The organism is Spirosoma flavum, assembly GCF_042686045.1.
GTDB classification, from domain to species: Bacteria; Bacteroidota; Bacteroidia; order Cytophagales; family Spirosomataceae; genus Spirosoma; species Spirosoma flavum.
On the sequence record NZ_JBHUOM010000002.1, the window covers coordinates 895,627 to 920,795 of the forward strand.

Annotated in this window: 20 protein-coding genes; 10 read left to right on the forward strand and 10 right to left on the reverse strand. The window is 46.5% G+C overall.

Annotation, left to right across the window (positions count from 1 at the left end; genetic code table 11):
• The first annotated feature begins 152 nt into the window (after positions 1-152).
• Complete coding sequence (locus tag ACFS25_RS09275; RefSeq protein WP_381499062.1) at positions 153-1,859, forward strand: IlvD/Edd family dehydratase; 1,707 nt, start codon at positions 153-155, stop codon at positions 1,857-1,859.
• A 63-nt stretch (positions 1,860-1,922) separates the two neighbouring features.
• Positions 1,923-2,684: an SDR family NAD(P)-dependent oxidoreductase gene (locus ACFS25_RS09280; RefSeq protein ID WP_381499064.1), complete on the forward strand. Its 762-nt coding sequence runs from the start codon at positions 1,923-1,925 to the stop codon at positions 2,682-2,684.
• A 60-nt stretch (positions 2,685-2,744) separates the two neighbouring features.
• Here ACFS25_RS09280 and ACFS25_RS09285 read toward each other — a convergent pair whose 3' ends face one another.
• The 4 genes from ACFS25_RS09285 to ACFS25_RS09300 all read right to left on the reverse strand — a co-directional run bounded on the left by ACFS25_RS09285 (position 2,745) and on the right by ACFS25_RS09300 (position 8,776).
• Positions 2,745-3,353, reverse strand: a complete 609-nt coding sequence (locus tag ACFS25_RS09285; protein ID WP_381499067.1) for a DJ-1/PfpI family protein — start codon at positions 3,351-3,353, stop codon at positions 2,745-2,747.
• Between the two features lie 13 nt (positions 3,354-3,366).
• Positions 3,367-4,287 (reverse strand): EamA family transporter, encoded by a 921-nt coding sequence (locus ACFS25_RS09290; RefSeq protein WP_381499070.1) that lies wholly within the window; start codon positions 4,285-4,287, stop codon positions 3,367-3,369.
• Between the two features lie 120 nt (positions 4,288-4,407).
• Positions 4,408-5,838 carry a leucine-rich repeat domain-containing protein gene (locus ACFS25_RS09295; RefSeq protein WP_381499074.1) on the reverse strand — a complete coding sequence of 477 codons (1,431 nt, stop codon included), beginning with the start codon at positions 5,836-5,838 and terminating at the stop codon, positions 4,408-4,410.
• Between the two features lie 127 nt (positions 5,839-5,965).
• Entirely contained in the window at positions 5,966-8,776 is a 2,811-nt protein-coding gene (locus ACFS25_RS09300) for a M16 family metallopeptidase (protein WP_381499078.1), read from the reverse strand.
• Positions 8,777-9,105: 329 nt separating this feature from the next.
• On the opposite strand from ACFS25_RS09300, the gene ACFS25_RS09305 reads away from it, so the two are divergent.
• Positions 9,106-9,969, forward strand: a complete 864-nt coding sequence (locus ACFS25_RS09305; RefSeq protein ID WP_381499080.1) for a sugar phosphate isomerase/epimerase family protein — start codon at positions 9,106-9,108, stop codon at positions 9,967-9,969.
• A gap of 91 nt (positions 9,970-10,060) precedes the next feature.
• Positions 10,061-11,404, forward strand: a complete 1,344-nt coding sequence (locus ACFS25_RS09310; RefSeq protein ID WP_381499083.1) for a Gfo/Idh/MocA family oxidoreductase — start codon at positions 10,061-10,063, stop codon at positions 11,402-11,404.
• A gap of 70 nt (positions 11,405-11,474) precedes the next feature.
• Here the strand turns inward: ACFS25_RS09310 and ACFS25_RS09315 are convergent, their stop codons facing one another.
• Together ACFS25_RS09315 and ACFS25_RS09320 are read right to left on the reverse strand one after the other, a co-directional pair.
• Positions 11,475-11,660, reverse strand: a complete 186-nt coding sequence (locus tag ACFS25_RS09315) for a CsbD family protein (protein WP_381499086.1) — start codon at positions 11,658-11,660, stop codon at positions 11,475-11,477.
• Between the two features lie 293 nt (positions 11,661-11,953).
• Entirely contained in the window at positions 11,954-12,403 is a 450-nt protein-coding gene (locus ACFS25_RS09320; RefSeq protein ID WP_381499089.1) for a DUF2147 domain-containing protein, read from the reverse strand.
• A gap of 226 nt (positions 12,404-12,629) precedes the next feature.
• Between ACFS25_RS09320 and ACFS25_RS09325 the strand changes: the two genes are divergently transcribed.
• Both ACFS25_RS09325 and ACFS25_RS09330 read left to right on the forward strand, forming a co-directional pair.
• Complete coding sequence (locus ACFS25_RS09325) at positions 12,630-13,157, forward strand: acyl-CoA thioesterase (RefSeq protein ID WP_381499092.1); 528 nt, start codon at positions 12,630-12,632, stop codon at positions 13,155-13,157.
• 78 nt (positions 13,158-13,235) lie between these two features.
• Positions 13,236-14,507 (forward strand): dicarboxylate/amino acid:cation symporter, encoded by a 1,272-nt coding sequence (locus tag ACFS25_RS09330; protein ID WP_381499094.1) that lies wholly within the window; start codon positions 13,236-13,238, stop codon positions 14,505-14,507.
• Positions 14,508-14,613: 106 nt separating this feature from the next.
• Here the strand turns inward: ACFS25_RS09330 and ACFS25_RS09335 are convergent, their stop codons facing one another.
• Positions 14,614-15,543: a bestrophin family protein gene (locus ACFS25_RS09335; protein ID WP_381499097.1), complete on the reverse strand. Its 930-nt coding sequence runs from the start codon at positions 15,541-15,543 to the stop codon at positions 14,614-14,616.
• An 89-nt stretch (positions 15,544-15,632) separates the two neighbouring features.
• Positions 15,633-15,977, reverse strand: a complete 345-nt coding sequence (locus ACFS25_RS09340) for a winged helix-turn-helix transcriptional regulator (RefSeq protein WP_381499099.1) — start codon at positions 15,975-15,977, stop codon at positions 15,633-15,635.
• An 81-nt stretch (positions 15,978-16,058) separates the two neighbouring features.
• Here ACFS25_RS09340 and ACFS25_RS09345 point away from each other — a divergent pair, with 81 nt between their 5' ends.
• The 3 genes from ACFS25_RS09345 (at position 16,059) to ACFS25_RS09355 (ending at position 19,982) form a co-directional block, all read left to right on the forward strand.
• Complete coding sequence (locus ACFS25_RS09345; protein ID WP_381499102.1) at positions 16,059-16,877, forward strand: SDR family oxidoreductase; 819 nt, start codon at positions 16,059-16,061, stop codon at positions 16,875-16,877.
• Between the two features lie 164 nt (positions 16,878-17,041).
• Entirely contained in the window at positions 17,042-17,554 is a 513-nt protein-coding gene (locus tag ACFS25_RS09350; RefSeq protein ID WP_381499105.1) for a hypothetical protein, read from the forward strand.
• Positions 17,555-17,834: 280 nt separating this feature from the next.
• The gene (locus ACFS25_RS09355) at positions 17,835-19,982 is read left to right on the forward strand and encodes a M3 family metallopeptidase (protein ID WP_381499106.1); all 2,148 of its coding nucleotides are present in this window, start codon (positions 17,835-17,837) and stop codon (positions 19,980-19,982) included.
• Positions 19,983-20,251: 269 nt separating this feature from the next.
• Here ACFS25_RS09355 and ACFS25_RS09360 read toward each other — a convergent pair whose 3' ends face one another.
• The gene (locus ACFS25_RS09360; RefSeq protein WP_381499109.1) at positions 20,252-22,918 is read right to left on the reverse strand and encodes an MGH1-like glycoside hydrolase domain-containing protein; all 2,667 of its coding nucleotides are present in this window, start codon (positions 22,916-22,918) and stop codon (positions 20,252-20,254) included.
• Positions 22,919-23,341: 423 nt separating this feature from the next.
• Here ACFS25_RS09360 and ACFS25_RS09365 point away from each other — a divergent pair, with 423 nt between their 5' ends.
• Positions 23,342-23,557 carry a VF530 family protein gene (locus ACFS25_RS09365; RefSeq protein ID WP_381499112.1) on the forward strand — a complete coding sequence of 72 codons (216 nt, stop codon included), beginning with the start codon at positions 23,342-23,344 and terminating at the stop codon, positions 23,555-23,557.
• Positions 23,558-23,574: 17 nt separating this feature from the next.
• Here ACFS25_RS09365 and ACFS25_RS09370 read toward each other — a convergent pair whose 3' ends face one another.
• A complete protein-coding gene (locus ACFS25_RS09370; RefSeq protein WP_381499115.1) occupies positions 23,575-24,753 on the reverse strand; it encodes a serine hydrolase domain-containing protein in 1,179 nt (392 codons plus the stop codon).
• Positions 24,754-25,169 lie beyond the last annotated feature (416 nt).

Sequence of the window (25,169 nt, forward strand, 5' to 3'; positions counted from 1 at the left end):
ACTGAGCAGTACATTTATGCTATTTAACTTGAGAACAAACTGACGGTCAAAAGATTAAGGGCCAAGTTGCGCTCTATTTGCCTAGCCAGATTTTAACAGTAAAAAACGACTACTTATACTCTTTACTAGGTACAGTTAACTGTTCACTAAAAATGCCATTACGCTCCCAAGATTGGTTTGGCCGCACCGGAAAAGACGGCTTTATTTACCGTGCCTGGATGAAAAATCAGGGTTTCCCTCATCATGAATTTGAGGGTAAACCCGTTATCGGCATTTGCAATACATGGTCGGAGTTGACGCCCTGCAACGCGCACTTTCGCGAACTGGCCGAAGCCATTAAACGGGGTGTTTGGGAAGCCGGTGGTTTTCCGCTGGAGTTTCCGGTGATGTCACTCGGCGAATGTCAGATAAAACCCACAGCGATGCTGTTCCGCAACCTCGCCAGTATGGACGTTGAGGAAAGCATCCGGGGTAACTCAATTGATGGTGTTATTCTGATGTGCGGCTGCGATAAAACCACTCCTTCGCTCGTAATGGGCGCGTGTAGCGTAGATATTCCCACGATGGTAGTATCGGGTGGTCCGATGCTGGCCGGACGGTTTCAGGGGCGAAAAATTGGTACGTCGGACCTATGGCGTTTTGCCGAAGCCTTCAAAATGGGCGAGATGAGTCAGGCCGATTTCGTGGCTGCCGAAGCCAGTATGGCCCGTAGTCAGGGACACTGCGCCGTAATGGGCACCGCCAGTACGATGGCCGCCATGGTAGAGTCATTGGGTTTGGCTTTACCGGATAATGCCACGATTCCTGCGGCTGATTCGCGCCGAAAAGTATTGGCTCACATGACCGGCGTTCGCATGGTCGAATTAGTTCGTGAAGGGACCAAGCCATCTCAGATTCTAACCCGGCAAGCCTTTGAAAACGCGATTATGGTGAATGCCGCCCTTGGTGGTTCCACTAATTTTATTCTGCACCTAACGGCTATCGCCGGGCGTGTGGGCGTTGATTTATCGCTGGATGATTTCGACACGCTATCCGCTAAAATTCCGCTGTTAGCTAATCTGCAGCCATCTGGCGAACACTTTGTCGAGGATTTGTTTTATGCCGGTGGCCTGCCCGCTATTATTCGCGAATTGCGTAATGTGTTACACAATGATGCGCTTACGGTTAACGGTCTGTCTATAGGCGATAATTGTGCCAATGCTCAATGCTATGACTCAGATGTGATTGCATCAGTTGAAAAACCGTTTAAACCCGAGTCGGGCGTTGCGGTTTTGCGGGGCAATCTCTGCCCGAATGGAGCCGTAATGAAGCCGTCAGCCGCATCACCCCACCTAATGCAACACACAGGTCGGGCGGTTGTCTTCGAAAATATTGACGATTATAAAGCCCGCATCGACGACCCGAATCTGGACGTTGATCCAACGTGCGTACTTGTCCTGAAAAACGTTGGGCCAAAGGGCTATCCGGGAATGCCAGAAGTGGGAAACATGCAGTTACCAGCTAAGATTCTGGCGCAAAACGTTCACGATATGGTGCGTATTTCGGATGGGCGCATGAGTGGCACCGGCTTTGGTACGGTTATCCTGCACGTATCGCCCGAAGCAGCCGTCGGCGGCAATCTGGCCCTGGTGCAGAACGGCGATCTCATTACACTCGACGTTGAAAATCGAAGCCTGCATTTACACGTGTCGGATCAGGAATTAGCCGGACGACTGGTTCATTTTAAACCGATTGATTTAGGGTATGAACGCGGTTATGTTAATCTCTACATTCGCCATGTGACCCAGGCTCACGAAGGCGCGGATTTTGATTTTCTGAAGGGTGGTTCCGGCAGTGAAGTAAAACGGGATTCGCACTAAAGGTAGCTTTCGCTATTATAGTGGTGGTTAAGAGAAACTGATTCTTAGGAAAACGACCTTTTAATGATTGATTTTAAAAACCAAACGGTCCTTATTACTGGAGCCGGAATTGGAATCGGCTTTGCTATAGCCCGTTCGCTTGCGCAACAGGGAGCCAATGTACTGCTCAACGATTATGATAAAGAGTTGGCCCATAACGCTGCCGATGCTATTCGTGAGCAGGGTGGTAACTGTCAGGCTTGCCCCGGCGATGCATCCGATGTGACATTTATTCAGCAGCTGGTCGATACCGCTGTCAATACATTTGGATCGCTGGATATTGCCATTGCCAATGCGGGAATTACCATTTTTGGCGACATATTCACGACTACGCCAGACGCTTTTCAAAAAATTGTAAATGTTAATCTGCGGGGAAGCTTTTTTCTGGCGCAGATTTCTGCTCGCCAAATGCGGGAGCAGGGGCGGGGCGGCAGTGTATTGTTCATGTCGTCAGTGGTGGGGCATCAGGCGCATCCGGGCTTGCCTGTTTATAGTATGACCAAAGCGGGTCTGGAGATGCTGGCTAAGCAGTTGGTCATTGATTTTTCGCCCCTCGGCATCACCGTTAACGCAATTGCACCGGGGGCAACGCTCACCGAACGCACGTTAGATGACCCAACTTACATACCCATTTGGTCACGTATTACACCGATGGGCCGCCCGGCTACGGTAGAGGATATTGCCAATGCCGCCTTATTTCTGGTTTCTCCCGCATCTCGTCATATCACGGGTCAAAGTCTGGTTGTCGATGGTGGTTGGACGAGCATAAGTCCTCCACCGGTTTGATCGTAAATAGTGTTGGTGTTGGTTGGAGAAGGTAAATTGTAGGTCTGCCGATACCAACACTTATTTCCAGTAATCATACTGCATATACCGCGCTGTTTCGTCGGCTACGGGCTTGCCGAGTAGTTTACTGACAACGTAAAGCGACATGTCAATACCTGCCGAAATGCCTGCGGATGTGATAATTCTGCCGTTATCAATGTATCGTTCGGCTGGCAGAACGGTTGTTTGCGGAGCCATCTGAGCGAGACTATTAGCCGCTGAATAGTGAGTTGTGGCCGATAAGTTTTCCAGCAAGCCAGCTTTAGCCAATAAGAGAGCCCCCGTACACACGGACAACACTAATTCGGCGCTTTCATTAGAGCGCCGAATCCAGTTCAAAACAACCGCGTTATCCATTTCGCGTCGGGAGCCGTAGGGTGTACCATCGGAATGAATCCCACCTCCGCCCGGTACGACAACGATGTTTGCTTTCGGGTGATCGTTGAGTAAGTAGGTTGGTGTGATGCATAGACCATTACGGGCAAATATAGGCCCGCGTTCGGCGACTGTAAAGACAAGAAATGGTGGTTCTTGGCCTGCTTGTTTACCCGTAACCCCAAAAACTTCGAAGGGTCCGGCAAAGTCTAAAACCTCAATTTCGTTGAAAAGCAGAATGGCGACAGTACGCATCGTTAAGTATAAATCATTTTCTTCCCAGTGTAATTAATACCACACCCACCAGCGCCACGATGGCACCCATAAATGACTGGCTTGAAAAGACTTCTCCGGCAAACATAGTGCCTAGTAACATGGCTACAACGGGGTTTACAAACGCATACGTGGATAATAATTGGGGGGAAGCATTTCGAGCTAGCCAGGAGTAGGACGAAAAACCAATAATACTGCCGAAAATGACCAGATAAATCATTGAGCCGATGGCTTTGGGTGGAGCATCCAGAATACTCCAGGGCGTAACCGGCTCTAGTATCAAGCTAAGAACCAAGGTAGCAATGCCACCCACAATCATCTGAATGCCGCTCGAAATAGCGCCTGCCGGCAACGTAAGTCGGGGAGTCAGCAGAGTACCGATAGCCCAGGCAAAGTTGCCGAATGCAATCAGTCCCACGCCAATTAGTTTGGCGTCGATGCCGCCCGTACCCTGTAACTTATCGGGTTTGATGAGTAAGTAAATACCAATCAGGCCAACGGTTAAGCCAGCCAGAGCCAAGTTGCTGGGGCGTTTTCGGCCAAAGGAAATCCAGTTAAGCGTAAGTAGATAAACCGGTAGTAATCCGCCTAGTAAAGCCGCCATACCGCTTGGAATGTATTGAAGTCCCACCGAAAGGCAACCGTTGGCAATCGTCAGCAACAACACACCGATGATGCCTGCTGACCGCCATTCGAGACGCGTTGGGCTAGGCGTGCCGGTTAGTCGGGCGTAGCCGTACAGAATAGACCCAGCAATCAAATAACGAATGGAGACCATATACAGAGGGGGCATCTGTTCGGTCATGAAATGAATGAACAGGTAAGTTGACCCCCACAGTATATATACTGAAATTAAATTACCCCAGAGTGTAGCGCGGTTTGGAGTACTTGTGGCAGGAGACGTAATGACTTGCATACTAACTAATTCGTTAATGTCAAGGTAACATCAACAACTTGTATTTTTCTCCTTTACTTGGCCGTTTTTTCGCTATTTATGAGATTGATTATGAAAATTCTGAGAAAAGTATTAACCAGATCAGTACGTGACTTTTACGTTGTTTGATTCCAGCAGTTTAATTTGATTCGCGTATGGGCTGTTCATGGCTTCTTCACCAAAGAGGGGATTACTACCCATATACACTTTTTTCAGATTCTTAATCGATGTTAACACGGCTGGAAACTCCCGTAAATTGTTATTATTTAAGTCGAGTTCTTCTAAGGCTGGCATTGCTCCAAGCACAGCTGGAGCCCTGTTAAGCCAGTTGTAACCTATATCCAACACGCGCAGCTGTCGTAACTCCTGGAAGTCGGTGGGCAATTGACTAATCCGGTTATGATGAGCAAACAAGACTTGCAAGTGGTTTAACTTTGCCAGTGACGCCGGTAATTCATGTAGGTCATTGTGAGCAATGGCCAATTGTTCTAATCGTTTCATCCGCCCTAGCTGGCGGGGGAGTTCAGTGAGTTTGTTGTAGTATAAATCCAGCACCTTCACGTGCTTTAACCGCCCGATGTTTTTGGGTAATTGAGTTAATCCCGCGTTGTAAAGATTCAAGTCGCTTAATCGGTGCAAACGACGCAGTGTTTTGATGTCAATACTTGTCAATTTATTATTACCCAGCCATAAGCTTTCGAGTCGGCGATTCTGACGGACAGATGACGGGATTCGCGTTAGCTTGTTACCTTGCAGATTAAGGGACCGCAAGTGTTTATTGCGAGTAATGAATACACTGTCATTAGGAATGGCATTATAAAGTATACTGAGTCGCTTTAAGGTGCGAATGTCGGCTGTCAGTCTAGCCGGTAGTTGATGCAGGTCATTCTTCGATAAGTCTATTTCTTCCAATTTGGGGAACCGATACACAACTTCGGGTATGTTAACTAGTTCCAGTTGATTGAGGGCCAGCATCGTTACTGTGTCGGGTCGAGTAGTTTGCTTAGCCGCTTCTACGGTGCTGATGATTCCCGATCCGCGCCGAACGGTACGTTTCTGCGGAATGGAACCCAAAACGGTCATTCCCTTCTGCCGGAAACCAGTTTTAGTTTTTATCGGAAATGGATGCTGACCGTACCACTCGGCAACGAACTGCAACAGTTGACCTTCCTGTTGATCGGTTAGTTCGCTGCCTGAAAATTCGCAAAAGACTCGGTCATACGTGCCGTCAAGCCGAATGAATTCCTCCGTTTGCACCATGATACCCGACATCGGCAACCGTTTTTTATTACGTTCGATGAAGGTGAAAAACTGTTGACTTCTGGCGTTGATTGTATCAAAAAATAGTTTCCCCTGTCGGGCGAAAACACCTTGTTCACCAGCAACGCGAGCAATAGCAGGTGAGTATTTCTTCGTTAAATCAGCAAGTGATAAGTTCAGTCGGGTTGTGTCACGAAGCAAAACGATCCGGTCCTGCGCCAAACCCGGCAGCGTCAGTAGCCCAAATAAGAAGAGTACCAATCCCTTTTTCATAGGTAAACGCATTTTTTAGGTTGATAACGACATTTATAGTTTAAATGTACAAAAAAAGACCTGTTCTTGTTTATCCGGCATAAGGAAATAACAAGAACAGGTCAATCAATTACTAATTCTTTTTCTATTAATTCTTTTTGCCGCCACTCACCGACGATGCCGGTTGTTTTTCAGAGACTTTCTTAGCTGCTTTGGCGAAGTCACCAGCCTTAATAATCGAAATTTTCGACGGGTCGATATGCTTCTTCATCGCGGCATTGACCTGTTCGGGCGTTAGAGATGCCATTTTCTTTTCGAAATCGGCATCCCAATCGAGCGTCCGGTTCAGATACAAATAGTTATTGAGTGTACCGGCCAGCGAGGGGTCCTGTGCTCGTGACACCATCCGCGATTGCAACAAACCCGAACGGGCCGCATTAATCTCGTCGGCTGTAAATCCGTCTTTCACTACTTTATCCATCTCCTCACGGAAGGCTTTTTCCAGCCGCTCGGCATTCTCCGGATTGTAGATGGCGTAGGTCATAAACATACCAGTTTTATCGAGTGGGTTAGCCTGTAACTGCGAACCAACGCCATAACTGATACCTTCTTTCTGACGAATACGAACGGCTAACCGTGAGTTCAGGAAGCCACCGCCCAGCATGTAGTTGCCAAGTACCAAAGCGGGGTAGTCGGGGTCATCATCGCGCAGAGGCAGATTGACAGCCGCAACCATAAACGCATTGGCTTTATCGGGAGCCTCTAGAGATTGGGGTGTTGGTTTAATATCGTTGTAGACCGAAACCAACCGGCTAAATGGCTTCTTAGCTTTCCAGGTGCCTAATTCGTCAGTAACTACCTTCCGAATGGGCGTCTCTTCGAAGTCGCCAACGATAGCCAGCGTTGCATTTTGTGCACCATAAAAATCCTTGTGAAATTGCTTTAAATCGTCCAGTTTAAGGGCGTTTACGTCGGCCACATCTTCATCGGGTGTGGAGGTATAACGAACATCCTCTTTCGGATACGGATTCATCTGTCGCTGAAATGCTGTGAATGCCAGTGACTGTGGTTCAGAACGTTGCGATTCAATCTGCGCCAATTGTTCCTGTTTCAGTTTTTCAAACTCATTGGCATTGAAAGCCGGATGTTTAATCATATCGCCCACAACTCGTAGCACTGCTGGCAGGTTCTCTTTAGTCGTCTTGACGGTCACATTCACTTGATTGCCTCCGCCAGATACGCTAACCTGCGCCTTCAATTTATCTAATTCATCCTTGATTTGCTGACGGCTACGGGTTGTAGTACCTCTATCAAGCATCGACGCGGTAAAGACCGAAATGGCGCTCTTATTCATCAGGCTTTTCTGATCACCATAGCGAAGCGTCAGGCGGGCATTTACCTCATTGCCCCGTGTTGACTTGGGCAATAACGCCAATTCAATGGTATTGGGCTGTTCCGAACGGCGGGTACGACCGTCGATGTTGGCTGGCGACGGATCGAAAGCTTCGCCTTGGGCAACCAGTGCCCGGCCTTTGTAATCCTTTACCATTGCCATCACATCAGGTGCCTGTGGTACATCGACCCGGTCGGGAGTTTGCTCCGGGATGAATACGCCAACGGTACGGTTCGACGGTTTGAAATAGTAATCGGCTACGCGCTTTACATCGGCTGGTGAAACTTTTTCGAGCGCGTCACGATAGAGGAAACCCAGCCGCCAATCACCCGTAGCAATATATTCGCTCATGGCCAGACCAACGCGCTCGGCACTTTTGAAATTCAGTTCAACGTCTTTCAGTAATTTGGCTTTAGCGCGGTCAATTTCTTCTTTCGACGGGGTTGTGATAGCAACAGAGTCCAGCGTTGATAACAGTGCTTTTTTTGCATCGTCCAGCGATTTCTCTTTCAGCATTTCAGCCGCAAAGTACACATAACCAGGATCTTTGGTCGTGAACGAATAGCCATACTGTTGTGAGGCTTTCTTCGTCTCTACCAGGGATTTATATAATCGGCCAGACGGCTCGTTGGTCAATAATTCGATCACAACATCCATCGTGGGATAGTCGGGGTGCGAACCGGGCATAATGTGGTACAGAGCCGACACTACTTTCGTATCACCCACACGCCGGAGCGTCACTTGGCGCTCTCCATCCTGTACGGGTTCCTGGCCATAGGTTGGCTGCAAAACCCGCGCTGGACGAGCAACAGCACCGAAATACTGGTTGATCAGTGCCAAGGTTTTGGCTTCGTCAATTTTACCAGCCACTACCAGAACAGCATTGTCGGGCTGGTAGAATTTCCTGTAAAATGCCTGAAGATTATCGATAGGTACTTTTTCGATGTCGGAGCGGTTGCCGATAGTCGAATTACCGTAGTTATGCCACAGATAAGCCGAAGAGACAACGCGCTCATTCAGTACATTCTGGGGGGAGTTTTCGCCCATTTCAAACTCGTTTCGAACGACAGAAAACTCCGTTGCTAGATCTTCTTTCTTAATGAACGAGTTCACCATCCGGTCTGATTCCAGATCGAGTGCCCACTTCAGGTTTTCATCGGTTGCCGAAAACGTCTCGAAGTAATTTGTGCGGTCGAGCCAGGTAGTGCCATTGGGACGGGCACCGTGTGAGGTCAATTCCTGTGGGATGTTGGTGTGCTTGGTCGAACCTTTAAAGACCATGTGCTCCAGCAAGTGGGCCATACCTGTTTCGCCCAGCCCTTCATGCCGGGAACCCACTAAGTAAGTGATATTGACCGTAATAGTGGGTTTCGATGGGTCGGGGAAGAGCAAAACTTTGAGGCCATTCTTGAGATTGTACTCAGTAATGCCTTCAACAGACGCACCTTTTGTAATACCTTCCGGAACGGCAACAGCCGCTGACTTGTCCTGAGCAGACGAGAAGGTCAGGTTGCCGACTAATAAAGCAACGGCCAGCGTACCCGCTCGTGTAATAGTGTTACGCATAAATATACGGTTAGTTGGGTGATCCAAAAACTAAGCGTATAGTTACGAATAAACGAATAAATTACCAATGGGTTTTACAGTGGTTTACCGAAAACTAGGATGAACGGTAGGACACGTTTATAGAGCGGAGGAAATAGTCGTAAACTAACGTTTGGCCTGTCAAAACGGGTTTTAGTTGCTGGGCTTATGCAATAGTCTATACAGCAGTATTGGGCAACCTTAAGGTACGGTGGTGGTTTCTCAAGTGGATTGATTAGCGACGTTGTCAGTAGAAAAGGGCCAAAACTGTTTTTAATACAGATAACAACAACGTTTACCAGTCAGTAGGTATGACCACACGACGATCGTTTCTGAAAAATGCAGGCGGCTGCATGGCTTTGTCTGGCATGAGCCCGGTATTAGCTACTGCCAACACACCTGAAACTCACGTCTCCGCCAACGAGGACTTGTTTAAATTAGGCATGGCGGGTTATAGCTTTGTCAATTTTAACCTTGACCAATCGCTTGAGATGATGCGGAAAACGAGCGTACACTATTTGTGTATCAAGGATTTTCATCTTCCTTATGCTAGTACTGCCGAACAAATTACTGCTTTTCATGAAAAGCTAAAACAGTCGGGTGTCACGGGGTATGCTGTGGGACCGATTTATATGAAAACGCAGCAGGAGATCGATAACGGATTCGATTACGCCCGGCGTGTTGGTGTAAACATGATAATAGGCATTCCTAACCCTGAAGACTTGCCGTATATCGATAAAAAAGTGAAAGAGTTTAATATTCGCTACGCGATTCATAATCACGGACCGGACATTAAATTGTTTCCAAGTGCCACATCGGTGTACAGTGCGGTTAAAGAGCTAGACCCACGAATTGGACTTTGCTTCGATATGGGTCACGATAAGCGGTATGGAGATGATCCAATTGCTGATCTGGAAAAATATGCCAAACGAATTTTTGATATCCATCTAAAAAACGTCACTGCGGCTACTAAAGAAGGAACTACCTGTGAGTTAGGACGGGGAGTAATTGACATACCGGCATTCGTGACCATGTTGCGTAAAGTAAAATACGATGGCTGTTGCAGCCTGGAATATGAAAAAGACATGAAAGATCCCTTAGCAGGCATTGCTGAATCGGTGGGTTATTTTAAGGGCATTTGTGATGCCTCAAAGCAGGGCAAACGCAAGGCATAATGTTTTTTATTTTCCCTTCTTCGTTGTGTCAGGGTATGTGTGCATTACCAACCTGCTCTGACTAATAAATTCCTTAAGCATTCTGTATTCAATGGAAAATTCTCGAAGAGATTTTATCAAAAAAGCGGCCTTAGGCACTGCGGGCGTTACATTCGGCGGACTGGCAAATGGGATGTCGGCCAAAAGTTACGCCAAAATAATTGGTGCTAACGAACGGCTGAACGTCGCTATTGCCGGACTTGGTCGGCGATTGAGCGCTTATTATGAGCCGATTTCGAAAAAAGAAAGCAACGTCGAACTGGTGTATCTGTGCGACGTTATGAAAAAGCAGCGGGAGTCGGCGGTTCAAAAATTTTCGAAGCATATTTCGTATACGCCTAAGATGGAAAACGATATTCGTAAGGTTATTGCCGATAAGAATGTCGATGTGCTGATTAATGCAACCCCTGATCACTGGCACGCGCCGGGAACCTGGCTTGCCGTACAGGGAGGTAAGCACGTATACGTCGAAAAGCCCTGTAGCCACAATCCCCGCGAAGGTGAAATTCTGGTCGAAATTCAGAAGAAATCCGGCAAAATAATTCAAATGGGTAACCAGCAGCGATCCTCGTTGGAGTCTATTGATATTATTAACCAGATCCACAATGGCGTAATCGGTAAGCCTTACAAGGCTATTGCTTTTTATGCCAATGCACGGGGTGACGTGCCTGTTCCGAAGAAAGCAGTCGTGCCTGAGGGGTTGGATTGGGAGTTATTTCAGGGCCCGGCCCCACGCACACCGTATACCCACGACACTTGGGATTATAACTGGCACTGGTACGGCTGGCAGTACGGAACGGCCGAAGCAGGAAACAATGCTACCCACGAACTGGACATGGCCCGGTGGGCGTTGCAGGTTGAGTTTCCAGAATATGTAACGGTAGAGGCTGCCAAGCGGTATTTTCCGGAAGATGGTTGGGCCGTTTACGATACGATGGACGCTACTTTTCGCTTTCCGGGTAACAAAATCATCAAATGGGATGGCAATAGTCGGAACGGCCATAAGACGTTTGGTAGCGATAGAGGAACCATTATTTACGGAACCAACGGCAACGTATATGTTGACCGGGATGGCTATACGCTTTTCGGGCGGGATGGCAAAGTGATTAAAGATAGTAAGTCGAAGGGGTCGGAAGCGGGCACTGCCTTAGGGGGCGGTGGCGATATGACAACTCGACACATGATGAATTTCTTTGAGGCTATCCGGGGTAAAGCCAAACAGGCTTCTACTATCGACGATGGAGCCAAAAGCACACTGCTTTGTCATCTGGCTAATATCGCTTATCGGACGAATAAATCATTTTCGGTCGATCCGAAAAACGGCCACATTCACGACTCCGAAGCCATGAAATTGTGGAGCAGACAGTACGAGAAAGGTTGGGAGCCAGTCATTTAAAATGGTTTACGACAAAAAAAGCCGGCACCAATTGGTGCTGGCTTTTTTTGTATGCCTTACTCTATGTTACCTATATATCGGCAATTGCTTTGTGTATTTCGTCTTTCGTTTTTCCAGTTTTCTGCTGAACTTTACCCCACATTTCATCTTCCTGTCCTTCCTGATAGGTCAGGTCATCGTCGGTCAGGTCGCCGTAGGCTTGTTTGATTTTACCTTTTAATTCGTTCCAGCCACCTTTTACAGTTGTCTCGTTCATGATCGTAGTGTTTATAACGTTGAATGATCGTAATCACCTTGATTACATAAATATAACTATGACGGGACAGAATTGTTTTTGGCAAGTTGATTTGCAATACGTTCCGAATCAATATTGAGGTGATAGAGAACACCAGTTAAAGGGATAGAAAACCCCAAAAAGTATAGTCCTTGTAAGGCTACATCGCCGAACCAAAGCTTTTTTGGATAACCACGTTCGTTCAGAACAGTAGCCGATAAGCCATCGCCGAGAACAGACGCGAGTGCTGGCCGATAGCCTACAACTCAGCTAGCTCATTTTATGCGTGTCCAAGTTTGGGTTTTGCCAAAGAGTGAGATGCCTACATACCCACGCACATCGAGTGTATTAGGATCTTTAAGTGTCATTTTGCAATTGTATTCTTTTCCGTCTTCGGGGTTATAAATTTTGCCGTCACTCCATACATTGCCCCCATCGTACTTAAAGTTATACATTAAGAGCATGTTCATTAATGGCCGCGACCGCTTGGAATGATCGGCGTTTTTTTCGTCTGTTCTGGGCTTTCCAGTGGCTGGATCGGTAGGCTGGCCTAACCAGATGAGTTTACCAAAGTAGGTGCCACCCTGTTTATAAATCTGAACGTGCCCTTTCTTTGTGCCGTTTAGCCAGGTTCCTACTACGGCCTCTGAGTCATCAGTAGGAGCAAAGGCGGTCAGGCTGATGAACAACGCGACCATAGAAAATACATAACGCATAACTTTCATAAGTGCTTAGGAGTTGAAATAAAACGGCAATTTTGTTGTACTAACGTAAATATTGCACAAAAAGTCTGAACCACTCCGCTTCGGCGGGCAGTCTGGTGGGATTCGTCTGATTGAACAAATTGACGTAAGATTGTTGACATGCCTTGTTTTAAGCTAGTCAGCAAACAGAAGCCTTAAAATTAGTTTAATCCCATAAATTCCACCGGGTTGCTGGTGGAAGTCAGACATGTTCAAACGTGATCCTAACCGCAGCTATCCAACCGAAACCGAATCGCGGGTAATTATTCGCTTTCAGGACTGCGACCCGTTGCAGCACCTAAATAACGCTAAGTATTTCGATTATTATTTTAATGCCCGTGAAGATCAGGTTGCCAAACTGTACGACTTCAACCCAGGCCAGTTATTTCAGGAGTTAAAAACAAGCTGGGTAGTCTATCAGCATCAGATTGCTTACGTCCGGCCTGCTAAAGTGAGCGAGTGGGTACGCATATTGTCGAGGCTGATTTATGTGAATGAAGATACCACCGTGACGGAATATGTGATGACCGACGACGGAAAAACGCATCTCAAAAATGTCCTCTGGGTTACGTCCAAGTACATTAGTGTGGCTACTGGCAGACGAATTCCGCACGACGGACCCGTAAAGGATTTACTCGAGGCTATTCTAGTCCCAAACATGGATTTTCTCAGCTTGAATTTCAATGATCGCATCCACGAAATAAAGCATCAGGTAGTACAGGGCCATATTGTATAAGACAAAATGAGAAATGTATAATGGAAAATCGGTACAACCTCCATTATACATTCTTCATTTTACAGTATCTTGCCACCAATGAAACTCCTCAATAACCTCACTGTCCGCGTTCTGATTGCTATTACGCTGGGCATTTTGACGGGATATTTCTTCCCCGAAACAGCCGCAAAACTCAAACCGTTGGGCGACCTCTTTATCAATCTGATTAAGATGGTTATTGCGCCTATTATTTTCCTGACTATTGTGTTGGGTATTAGTAATATGGGCGATCTGAAAAAGGTTGGCCGGGTGGGAGGAAAGGCGCTTCTCTATTTTGAAATTGTAACAACTGGCGCACTGGCCATTGGTCTACTATTAGCTAATGTTATCCGGCCAGGCGCTGGTGTACAAACGGCTGCCGTGAAGGGGGGAGACATCAGTAAATATACGGAGCAGGGAGCGGGTATGGACTGGACCGAGTTTTTCATGCACATCGTGCCAAGTAATGCGGTCAAAGCGTTTGCCGATGGTGATATTTTGCAAGTACTCGTATTCTCGATTCTGTTTGGTGTTGGCCTTACGCGGATGGGCGACATGGGTAAACCACTGATTCAGACCTTCGAGCGACTATCAAAAGTATTTTTCAATATTCTGGGTGTGGTTATGATCCTTGCCCCGCTGGGCGCATTCGGCGGCATGGCGTTTACAATCGGAAAATACGGTCTTAGTACTCTGCTGCCCTTAGCCAAGCTAATGGGGACAGTGTACGCCAGTATGTTTTTGTTTATATTCATCATCCTCAATTTGATACTTCGCTACTACAAAATCAGTCTGTGGGCCGTATTGAAATTCATTAAAGAAGAACTGCTGATTGTACTCGGTACGTCGTCGTCGGAGTCAGCATTGCCGCAGATAATGGAGAAACTGGAAACTCTCGGCTGTTCACGGTCTGTAGTAGGGCTGGTGATTCCGGCAGGTTACTCGTTCAACCTGGATGGCACGACCATTTATTTAGTGATGGCAACTGTTTTTCTGGCGCAGGTATTCGGCGTCGACCTCACAATTGGACAGGAGCTAACCATTATCGGTATTCTGATGATAACCTCTAAAGGGGCTGCGGGCGTAACGGGTAGCGGCTTCATTGTGCTGGCCAGTACGCTGACGGCCATAAAAGTGATTCCGGTGGAAGGTCTGGCGTTGCTGCTGGGTGTAGACCGGTTTATGTCTGAAGCCCGCTCCATCACGAACATCATCGGAAATACAGTAGCTACAATTTTTATCGCCAATAATGAAGGTGAGTTTGACCGGGCAAAATACGAGCGGGTTATTAACCTGGAAAAACAGGACGCGCTGCCAGATTATAAATACTGAGGGAATCCAGCAGCAGCCCGTCCCTAATAGCCATAGTTGTATAGAGCAAACGGGCCTTAACAAGATTACTGAAATTCCTTTAGAAGGTACAGATTTGGTGAAAAAGCTAGTTGACTTTCTGGTAATCGGCGACCTCCGGCTGGGCTGGCAAACTAACTGAAAACTCGCCTGTCAGTATTTCATGCATGTTCCGGCGAATCGTCTGAGAAATCTGGTTAAGTGGCAAATCATTGCAGTCTAACCCAAACGGTTCTTCTATTTCGTCGCCAATCATTTCTACGCCCAATAAAGCATATGCAGCAAACATAGTCGCAAGGATTGTGAAATACTGGTATGTTTCAGCTAATACAAAGGGCATTAGCAATAAATACATGGTAATGAACAGCTTGATGAAGAAGCTGTATGAAAACGGAATTGGTGTGTTTTTGATCCGTTCGCAGGAGCCCGTAATGTCAAGAAAAGCCTGATGATAGGATCGAATGGTAATCAAATCGCCATCGCTAACGATGCGTTGTTGTTTCAATACTTGCAGACGGTGCATTAGCAAAGCGGCAATTCGGCTGGGAACGTGCTTATACCGTGACAATGATTCCCGCTCCCCATCTTCCATTTCTTCAAGTTCGGCAACGTCAATTCCTGTTCGTAAATGACCCTTTAGCACCAACGCAAAATTGGAAAGTGTATCGGCAAAGAAAATCCGGTTTGCGCTGTCATCAACTGGTAAAAGAGAATCCATAAGCACGGCAAAGTTACGGCTGTTGTTGACCAGCATTCCCCATTGTCTGCGCCCCTCCCAAAAGCGGTCGTAGGCTGTGTTGGTTCTAAAGACCAATAATAGACTCAATAGAATACCCAGTAACGAAAAAAAAGTACCATCAATTGGCAAATCGACGCTGATCCAATGCTGGTCAATAAGCGTGATTAGGGAGCCATAGCCGCCCACCAATGCCACCCGGCGCAACAGTACTTGTATAACATAACTAGTCTGGAAATGTCTGAGTGCCCCAAACCAGTCTTTCGCTTTATATATGACCACAGTACCAGAAGTAAAGGAATACAGGTTTCTTGACTAAATGGCAAATAACGCATTTCCCGTGAGTTCCAGATGATAATTTGGCAGGTATTTTATTCAGCTACTTTCTTTCTGTGAGCAATTCCCCAGTCAATCATTGCCAGAATAATTGGACTAAACGTTTTACAATAATCAGTAGATTCATACTCCACTAAAACGGGTGTGTCGGGATATACCGTTCTGGTAATGAGTTTATTTGCTTCCATATCCTTAAGTTCTCTCGACAGCATGCGCGTTGTGATACCAGGTATACTTCGCTCAATTTCCCGAAAACGCTTATTGCCATTGCAAATAGAATTAATGATGGGCAGTCTCCATTTACCGCCGAGTACGTAAATCGTGTCTTGTAAAGCCTGAATTTCTTGAGTCTGGTTTCTGGCAATCGTATCTATTTCCATGAAGTGATCTGGTATACTCTGTTATACTGGTTACAAAGTTATATCACTAGACGGATACCTTTGCATCTTAACTGATCAGAAATGGCAAAAACAATTTTTATTACCGGAACCAGTAGCGGATTGGGAAAATTGACCGCGAAATATTTTGCCGAACAAGGCTGGAATGTGGCTGCTACCATGCGGACACCAGAAAAAGAGACGGAACTTACAACCTACCCGACTATTAAATTAATCAAACTGGATGTAACAAAACTTGAACAGGTAAAATCAGCCACCCAACAGGCGATTGATACATTCGGCAACATTGACGTGGTGGTCAATAACGCCGGTATGGGTACCTATGGCGCATTGGAACTGGCCAAAGAAGAAGATATTGACTGGCAATTTGCCGTGAATACACGGGGTCCAATTAATATTATCCGGGCTTTTTTGCCGCATTATCGGGCCAATGGTGGGGGCATGTTTATCAATATCAGCTCGTTTATGGGGGTGACTACTGCCGTGCCAATCGGGTCATTGTACAACATGTCTAAATTCGCTTTAGAGGGGTTAACAGAAGGTTTGTATTATGAGTTAAAACCGCTGAATATTGACCTTCGGCTGGTTGAACAGGGCGGCTCAACGGACAATAATTTCGGTAATAACATCACCTGGAACTCACATCCAGATATAACGGCTTACGATGAAATTACCAATAAAGTGAAATACCTTTTTGAAAATGCCGACGACAGCCACAAGGATAATCCATTGGATATTGTAAAAGTCATAGCTAGTCTCGCTACCGGGGAGAGTACGAAGTTTCGTACTGTAATTGGCAATGCGGGCAATGGTCTGATGGCGCTCAGAAATTCGATACCTATTGAAGAATATTTGGAGACGATTGCCGCAAACTTTAAGTAAAGAAATAATTGATTTGTAGATAATTAATAGGACGTTGGAGGGTTTAAAACACAATAACACGAACCCTATTTAGCTTATATTTTAGATTTATTTAAAGAATTAATTAAACCATTCTATGGTGGACTGTTCAAAGGGACAAATACAACCTGAAACAAAACACTACCATGAAAAAAGTACTAATGACAGCCGCAACCCTGGTTGTCCTACTCTCGACCGGTGCATTGGCTCAACGCTATGGGTATCCGTCTCAACCCAATAATACGTATCCCCAACAACCGGGCTATAACCAGCCGGGAGTAAATCAGCGTGGAGGTTCAGGATACGGTCAACCGAACTATAACTACGATTATGACGATTCCCGCTTCGACCGTCATCTTGATTGGTGGGACCGCGAGCTAAATCTGACTCGTCGTCAGGAGCGCGAAATCCGCCGTATTCGTGACAGGTTCAATCAACAGGCGCAGAACATTGATGCTCGTGACCCACGCCAGCGGGATTTCTTTCGGCAGGCTCGGCAACGTCAGTTTATCGATATGATGGCTGTACTTGGGCCAGAGCAACGAGATCGGGTTATCGACCATATGCGGCCTTACGAACGCGTAGCCGGGCGTGGTGATAATAGAGGATATGGCAATGGAAACAATCGCGGGTCAGGTTACGGACCATATGGTTATTAAATAAAGAAGGGAGATGAGCAAACAGCCGACTACATTGGTCGGCTGTTTTTTGTTTAGGCTAACTAGAAGCCAGAAGTAGGCTATAGTAGTATTTTTTTTATAGCATCAGCCAACCGGACCGATACCACGAAAAAACTCAGTAATAAATAACGGGTAGTAGCCTTACAGTATTTATTGCGCTTGCGCCACTCGACATACGGTACAACCGTATGATCAACATAGCGTTGCGAAATCTATCTTTGTTTCGTATTTTTCCCGGAAACTCATTTTACAAATTGGTATGTTAATCCATCAACGAATCAAGCAAACTAGTGCGTTACTGGCCCTATTCGCTACGACGGCTCTGGCTCAGTCGCCCGCGACTCCGGCCTCACCCCAACAACCCAAAATGAACCAAAATCCATTTCTGTCCTCGTATACGACACCGCATCAAACGGCGCCATTCGACAAAATCAAGAACGCTGATTATCTGCCCGCGCTTAAAGATGGGCTGGCTCAGGGTCGTAAAGACGTTGATGCGATTGTTAGCAATACCGCCAAACCAACATTCGATAACACGATTGTCGCTCTCGAACGCTCGGGTGATTTACTAGGTAAAGTGACATCGGTGTTGTTTAATCTAAACAGCTCTGAGACAACTCCCGAACTCCAGAAAATTGTGAAAGAAGTGTCGCCAATGCTGAGTGAATATGGCAACGACATTACGTTGAATGCGAAATTATTTGCGCGGGTAAAAACTGTATATGATCAGCGTGCCAGCCTGAAATTAGATCCTGAAAGTGCGATGCTACTTGAGAAATCGTACAAACGGTTTGCTCGTAATGGAGCCAATCTGGACGAAAAAAGTAAGGAGCGTCTTCGGGCCATTGACAAAGAACTCTCACAATTGTCGCTGCAATTTGGCGAGAATGTCCTGAACGAAACCAACGAATACACGATGGTCGTGACGGATGAGAAAGAGCTAGCCGGTTTACCTGATTTTGCCCGTGAAGCCGCCAAAGCCACGGCCAAGCAGAAAGGTAAAGAAGGCTGGATGTTTACCTTGCAAGCGCCAAGCTACGGACCCTTCATGCAATATGCCGATAACCGGGAGTTGCGAAGAAAGCTGTTTATGGCTTTTAACGGGCGTGGTTTTCATGGTGATAAAAATGACAACTCGGCTACTATCAACAAGATTGTAAATTTGCGTTATGAGCGGTCTAATCTGCTGGGCTACAAGACCCACGCCGATTTTGTGTTGGAGGAAAGCATGGCTGGTTCGAAAAACAAAGTACAAAGTTTCTTAGACGAACTGGTAACCTACGCCCGCCCTGCTGCCGAACGCCAACTTGCCGAGCTAACGACTTACGCAAAAGCCCACGGCTTTACAGATGAGAAACTGCAAAGCTGGGACAATAGCTATTATGCCGAGAAACTCAAGAAAGAAAAATATGATCTCGATGACGAGACGTTGAAGCCGTACTTCAAACTCGAGAACGTCTTGACTGGCGTATTTACAGTAGCTAACAAACTGTATGGCGTCACGTTTACCGAGCGCACCGATATTCCGGTGTATAATTCTGAAGTCAAAACATTCGATGTGTTTGATAAGGACGGTAAGTTTCTAGCTGTTTTCTACGGTGACTATTTTCCTCGGGCGGGTAAGCGCAGTGGTGCCTGGATGAATGACATTCAGGGACAGAAAATTGAAAATGGGCAGAACATTCGGCCGCATATTGTCAATGTCTGCAATTTCACTCGCCCCACTGACACGAAGCCTTCGCTACTGACTTTCTATGAGGTGACAACGCTCTTTCACGAGTTTGGCCACGGACTGCATGGCATGCTGGCTAACGGAAAATACGAAAGCCTGAGTGGGACGAGTGTTCCGCGTGATTTCGTTGAACTGCCTTCACAAGTGATGGAAAACTGGTGCTATGATCCCGAAGCACTCAAACTTTTTGCCAAACATTACCAAACAGGCGAGGTAATTCCTAACGAACTGATTGAGAAAATACGCGCTAGCCAGAACTTCTTGGCGGGCATGGCTAACCTGCGTCAACTGCGGTTGGGGTTAGTGGATATGTACTATCACGGTCAAAAACCCACTGGCGAAAGCATTACTCAGGTGGAAAGCCGGGTGGATTCGGTAGCAAACCTGTTTCCGCATGTTGATGGAATAGCATTCAGTCCGGCTTTCTCGCACATTTTTGCGGGCGGCTATTCGGCTGGATATTACAGCTACAAGTGGAGCGAAGTCCTAGACGCTGATGCCTTTGAATTCTTTAAGGAAAAAGGTGGACTGGAAAACAAAGCAGCCGCCGATAGTTTCCGCAAGAACGTGCTGGAAAAAGGTGGTAGTGAAAAGCCGATGGAACTCTACAAAAAATTCCGGGGACGTGAACCATCGCCCAAAGCGATGCTGCGACGGAGCGGATTGATCTTGTAACTAGCAGTATGGCAGTATATAAAAACGGGGCGGCCAATATTGGCCGCCCCGTTTTAGTTAGTTATAGATGCTTTAATTTAACGTTACCTACTTGTACATTGGGTATCTTGGGTTACTAGTTTAGTCGGTAGTGTTGAGTAGAATACTGCCGACGGCATGACTGATTTTACGAACCTCTTCCTGTTTTCGTAACCGGTAACTGGGTAACGATAGGTTGAACTGAAATGATGTTAAAGGAAAGAGCCGGGTTGCGCCCGGCTTTTTTTCGTTTATTTAAGCAGCGCAGCCTCCTGAGTTCGATACTTATACACGTACTCAATTACGTCAGCGATCAAGCCCGTCCAGCCAGTTTGATGGTTGGCCCCAAGGCCCATGCCATTATCACCGTTGAAATACTCGTAAAACAGATAGAGACCCTTAAAATGAGGGTCATCCTGCATTTTTTTATCGATTCCATAAGCCGGTATTTGTCCCGATGAATCGCGTCGGAAAATATTAATGAGCCGTTCGGCTACCAAAACCGTCGCTTTTTTTACACTCATGATCTGACCGGAGTTAGTTGGATATTCCACCTCGAAATCATCACCATAATATTGATAAAACTTTAATAATGAGTCAATCAATAGGAAATTAACCGGAAACCAAATCGGTCCGCGCCAGTTGGAATTACCACCGAACATGCTCATTTCAGACTCGGCTGCCACGTAACGAACCTGAAAAATCTCACTATTCAACTCAAACTGATACGGCGTTTTTTCGTGGTATTTCGACAAGGCCCGAATACCATAATCCGATAAAAACTCCGTTTCGTCGAACATCCGTTTCAGAATCATCTTCATTCGGTGGCCACGCAGCAAACTTAGTAAGTGCGTCTCGCCTTTACCCGGCTCGTGCCAGCGGGAAACAAGCGATGCCAGATCGGGGCGGTTTGTAAGTACCCACTCAACCCGACGTTTAAAATCTGGTAGTTTTGAGAGCAGCGACTCATCTAAAATTTCGACGGCGAAAAGCGGAATAAGTCCCACCATCGAGCGAATTTTTAACAAGCGGGCATTATGATCGGGCATGTGCAGCACATCGTAATAGAACTGATCAACCTCGTCCCACAAACTGATGTTCTGCTTGCCAAGGTTGTTCATGGCCGACGCGATATGCAGAAAGTGCTCGAAAAACTTGCTGGCCATGTCCTGATAAGAGGGGCGGGTAAGCGAAATTTCGCACGCAATCCTCAACATATTCAGCGTGTACATCGCCATCCAGCCTGTGCCATCGGCCTGCTCAATACGACCACCCATAGGCAGGGGTTGACTTCGGTCGAAAACCCCGATATTATCCAATCCGAGGAAACCGCCACCGAATATATTATTGCCTGATACATCTTTCCGGTTAACCCACCACGTAAAATTAAGCAACAGTTTATGGAACACCCGCTCCAAAAAATTCACGTCACCAATGCCGTTTTGTTCTTTGTCGATTTCATATACCTTCCAGGTAGCCCAGGCATGAACAGGTGGGTTTACGTCGCCAAAATTCCATTCGTAAGCCGGAATCTGACCGTTGGGATGCATGTAATATTCGCGTAGGATAACCGCTAATTGCCGTTTTGCAAAGTGGGCATCGAGCCGAGCCAGGGTTAAGGTGTGGAAGGCCAAATCCCAGGCGGCAAACCAGGGGTATTCCCACTTGTCGGGCATAGATATGATGTTGGCCGTGTACATATGCCGCCAGTTTTCATTCCTCGCATAAACGCGTCCTTGAAAGGGAACCGGCATTTTAGGGTCACCTTTCAGCCATTCGTTGACGTTATAGTAGTAAAACTGCTTACTCCAGAGCATACCAGCGTAGGCTTGTCGCTGAATAGCCAACAGTTCAGGATCGGTAACATTCTTTTGTAAATCAGCATAAAACATGTCAGCTTCACTTACACGATTGTTCCAGATGTCGTCGAAGTCGGCAAAGGGCTGTGCTAACGTTGTTTGTTCGCTGAAGCGCAGTCGTATGCTGATACTGCCGCCTGCCGGGACTTTCCGGTCATACTGTGCGGAGGCTTTTGTACCTATTTGGTTTGGATTGATAAAGGTCTTTTTCCCGCCCGATATTATATAATTATTGATGCCGTCTTTTGTGTACTTCGACACGTTGGGCCGGCCATAGAGACGTTCAGAGTTGGTATCGTTGTCGCAGAAAAGCAGTGCATCGGCATCTTCGCAATAGAGTTTATATTTGCCTAACTGCTTGTGATTCACCTCAATCTGATTGTTGGCAATGCCATTGAGCATTGGCCGGGCGTTGTATTGCTCATATCCCCAGGACCATGTATTGCGGAACCAGATTGTTGGCAGTATTGTCAAAGGAGCCACCTTATCCGAGCGGTTGTGGATGGTAATCGTCACCAACCAGTCATTCTGAGCGGCTTTGGTATATTCAATGAAAATGTCAAAATACTCGTCCTTGTCAAAAATACCAGTATCGGTTAGCTCAAATTCTGGCTCCTGCCGACTCCGTCGCGTGGATTCGATAACCAACTGGTTATACGGAAATTCCTGCTGCGGGTATTTATACAGCATTTTCATATACGAATGCGTTGGGGTACTGTCCAAATAATAGTACAGTTCCTTTACGTCCTCGCCATGATTGCCTTCGGGTCCGGCCAAGCCAAAGAGTCGTTCTTTCAGAATATTATCTTTGTGGTTCCAGAAGGACAGTGCAAAACAAATGTGTCCTTTGTTGTCAGATATTCCGCCAATTCCTTCTTCGCCCCAGCGGTAAGCGCGGGAGCGGGCCATGTCGTGACTGACGAAGTTCCAGGCATCACCATAGGGGCTATAGTCCTCGCGGACAGTCCCCCAAGAGCGTTCGGAAAGGTAAGGTCCCCATTTCTTCCAGCCTTTATTGTCGGCTCGTTCGTAAATACGTTCGCGTTCAGCAGTAGGCATAATAGTCAGCAAATTTCAACTCTTACGGTGGGCAAAATGATAAACCCGACGCGTACAACTATCAAATATAGTATGCATGCCGAGTATTTTTGAAAAAAATCTTTTGTCCTTACGCTAATTCAAGTACTAAATCTTCTGCTAATTAGCGTGGAGACAGGTAATTACTTTGGTATAAAGAGGGGTATGTCCAAGTAGATAAAAAATCAAACAAAGGATAATTCGCCGTTGTAAATTTAGGCATACGGCTTTAGGTTTGTCGCCTGTACGCTGGTAGTAATAAACATGTCAAAGACGCAAGTAATATGGATACATTGAAAATATAAGCCCCAGTTTAAGTCGATTTTTAGTCTTTATGAGTTTGGCACGTTATCTAAAAAAGGGCAGAAGAATACAGCTCCCGAATTTATTGACGTTTTTTGTGCTATGAACCCACAACTCAACAATCCATTACACGGCAAAACCCTCGAAACCATACTGACCGAATTACTTGCTCATTACGGTTGGGAGCAGTTGGGCCAGAAAATTAGAATTAACTGTTTTACAAGTAATCCCAGCATTAAATCGAGTCTGACATTTCTGCGAAAGACTGACTGGGCGCGCAAACAGGTCGAAGACCTCTATTTGCAAATGAACTCATAATCAAGGCAAAGCCGTTTTTACTCTTTTACGGCAGCCAGTACCCGCTTGATCAGCTCGTTTGGATTTCCGTTATGCCACCGCCACACAATCACAATATCGTGCTGTGGATCTACCCAAACAGTATTTGACCCGGCACCAATGGCGGAAAAACTTGTCGTTGGGCCGTCGGGCCAGGCTTTTTTGCCAGTTTGACTTGTGCCTGTATTGAGCCACCAAAGATACCCATAGTCTGGACCAAACGGGCTAGCTGTTGTTGCCTGTTTTACCCAATCAGACGACACGATTTGTTTATTCTCCCAACGCCCTTGCCGTAAAAAGAGATACCCAAACCGGGCTTCGTCACGGGCACTGATTCTCAGCCCACCGCCCCATCGGGTACCACCACTCACAGAAGGCAATGATTTGCCGTCTATATCGGCAACGGCGTTTGGATAAGGAATGTACTGCCATGTGCTCGATGCGCCGATAGGATTCATGATTTCATCGCGCACTACATCGGGCATCGGCTTCTTCCATAAGCGCAGTAGCGACAGGGCCATCCGGTTGATGCGCACGTCGTTGTACTCGTAGAATGTGCCGGGTTTCTGGAGGGTACGTGGTTTGCGTTCGCCTTTTCCAAACGCTTCTTTACCAATAAAATCACTGTTTTTGCCCCATAGTGTTCCTTCCCATTCGCTGGTTTGGGTGAGGTGATTCTCCCATGTAATAGGCCGATTCTGTGCTGACTCGTAACCGCCATCGTGAATTAAATTGGCTACTGGATCATGAACATTAGAAATCATTCCTCGCTCTATAGTAATACCTACCACGGTCGATAACACACTCTTTGCCACACTATAGGTTGGGTCTGGGCGTTGTGTGTCGCCCCACTCAGCTACAATGTAACCGTGGCGCAAAACTATACCGTTGGTAGCTGCTCTACTGGTTGGCATTGGACCAAGAAGTTTGCCGAAAATCTCTTCCTGTGTTGAGAAGTTGGGAGTCATCTGGGTTGTTTCCTGCGTTTTTGCAAAGGCAACGGCCTGATCCAGCAGAGCCGCATCCATACCAACTTTTTCGGGTGCACGATGTGTCCAGTTGTCGCCTTTGGGGGGAAAATAAGGTGCCGATGTGGTTGACTGCCGATGGCATGAAGTCAGGATTGCCAGTACGAACAGCGCATATAGCGGGGATTTCTTTACTATACTTTGTCTCATAATGAACTATGGTCGTTATTGTTACAGCTACCTTGACTCAGATAAAGGTAAAGTGGTTTCATCTCAATCATCATCTAATAGGCCATACGCTTGACTTATGCCCTATTCTACTGATTGACGAAGGTATTAGCTGATTTTGATTTTCGTCTGATTTCGACTGTTTTTATTCCGTATAAGAAGATAGTAAGTTGGCATTTCGACATGCTTAATTCGTCAATGAGCTAGCGCAGGCAGAGTGAAATAATGGAATAGATTTTAGCCTAAGGTAAGTATCCGTTTAATCTGAATTTGCTCAAACATCCGGTAGATAGCAACTAATAGGCTTCTTATTTAACGAAACATTAACCCGTATTTAGCTCTTCCCAGGGCCGTTTATTGTTATGTCTATAGTCAATGAAACGGTCTAATAAGGCGAA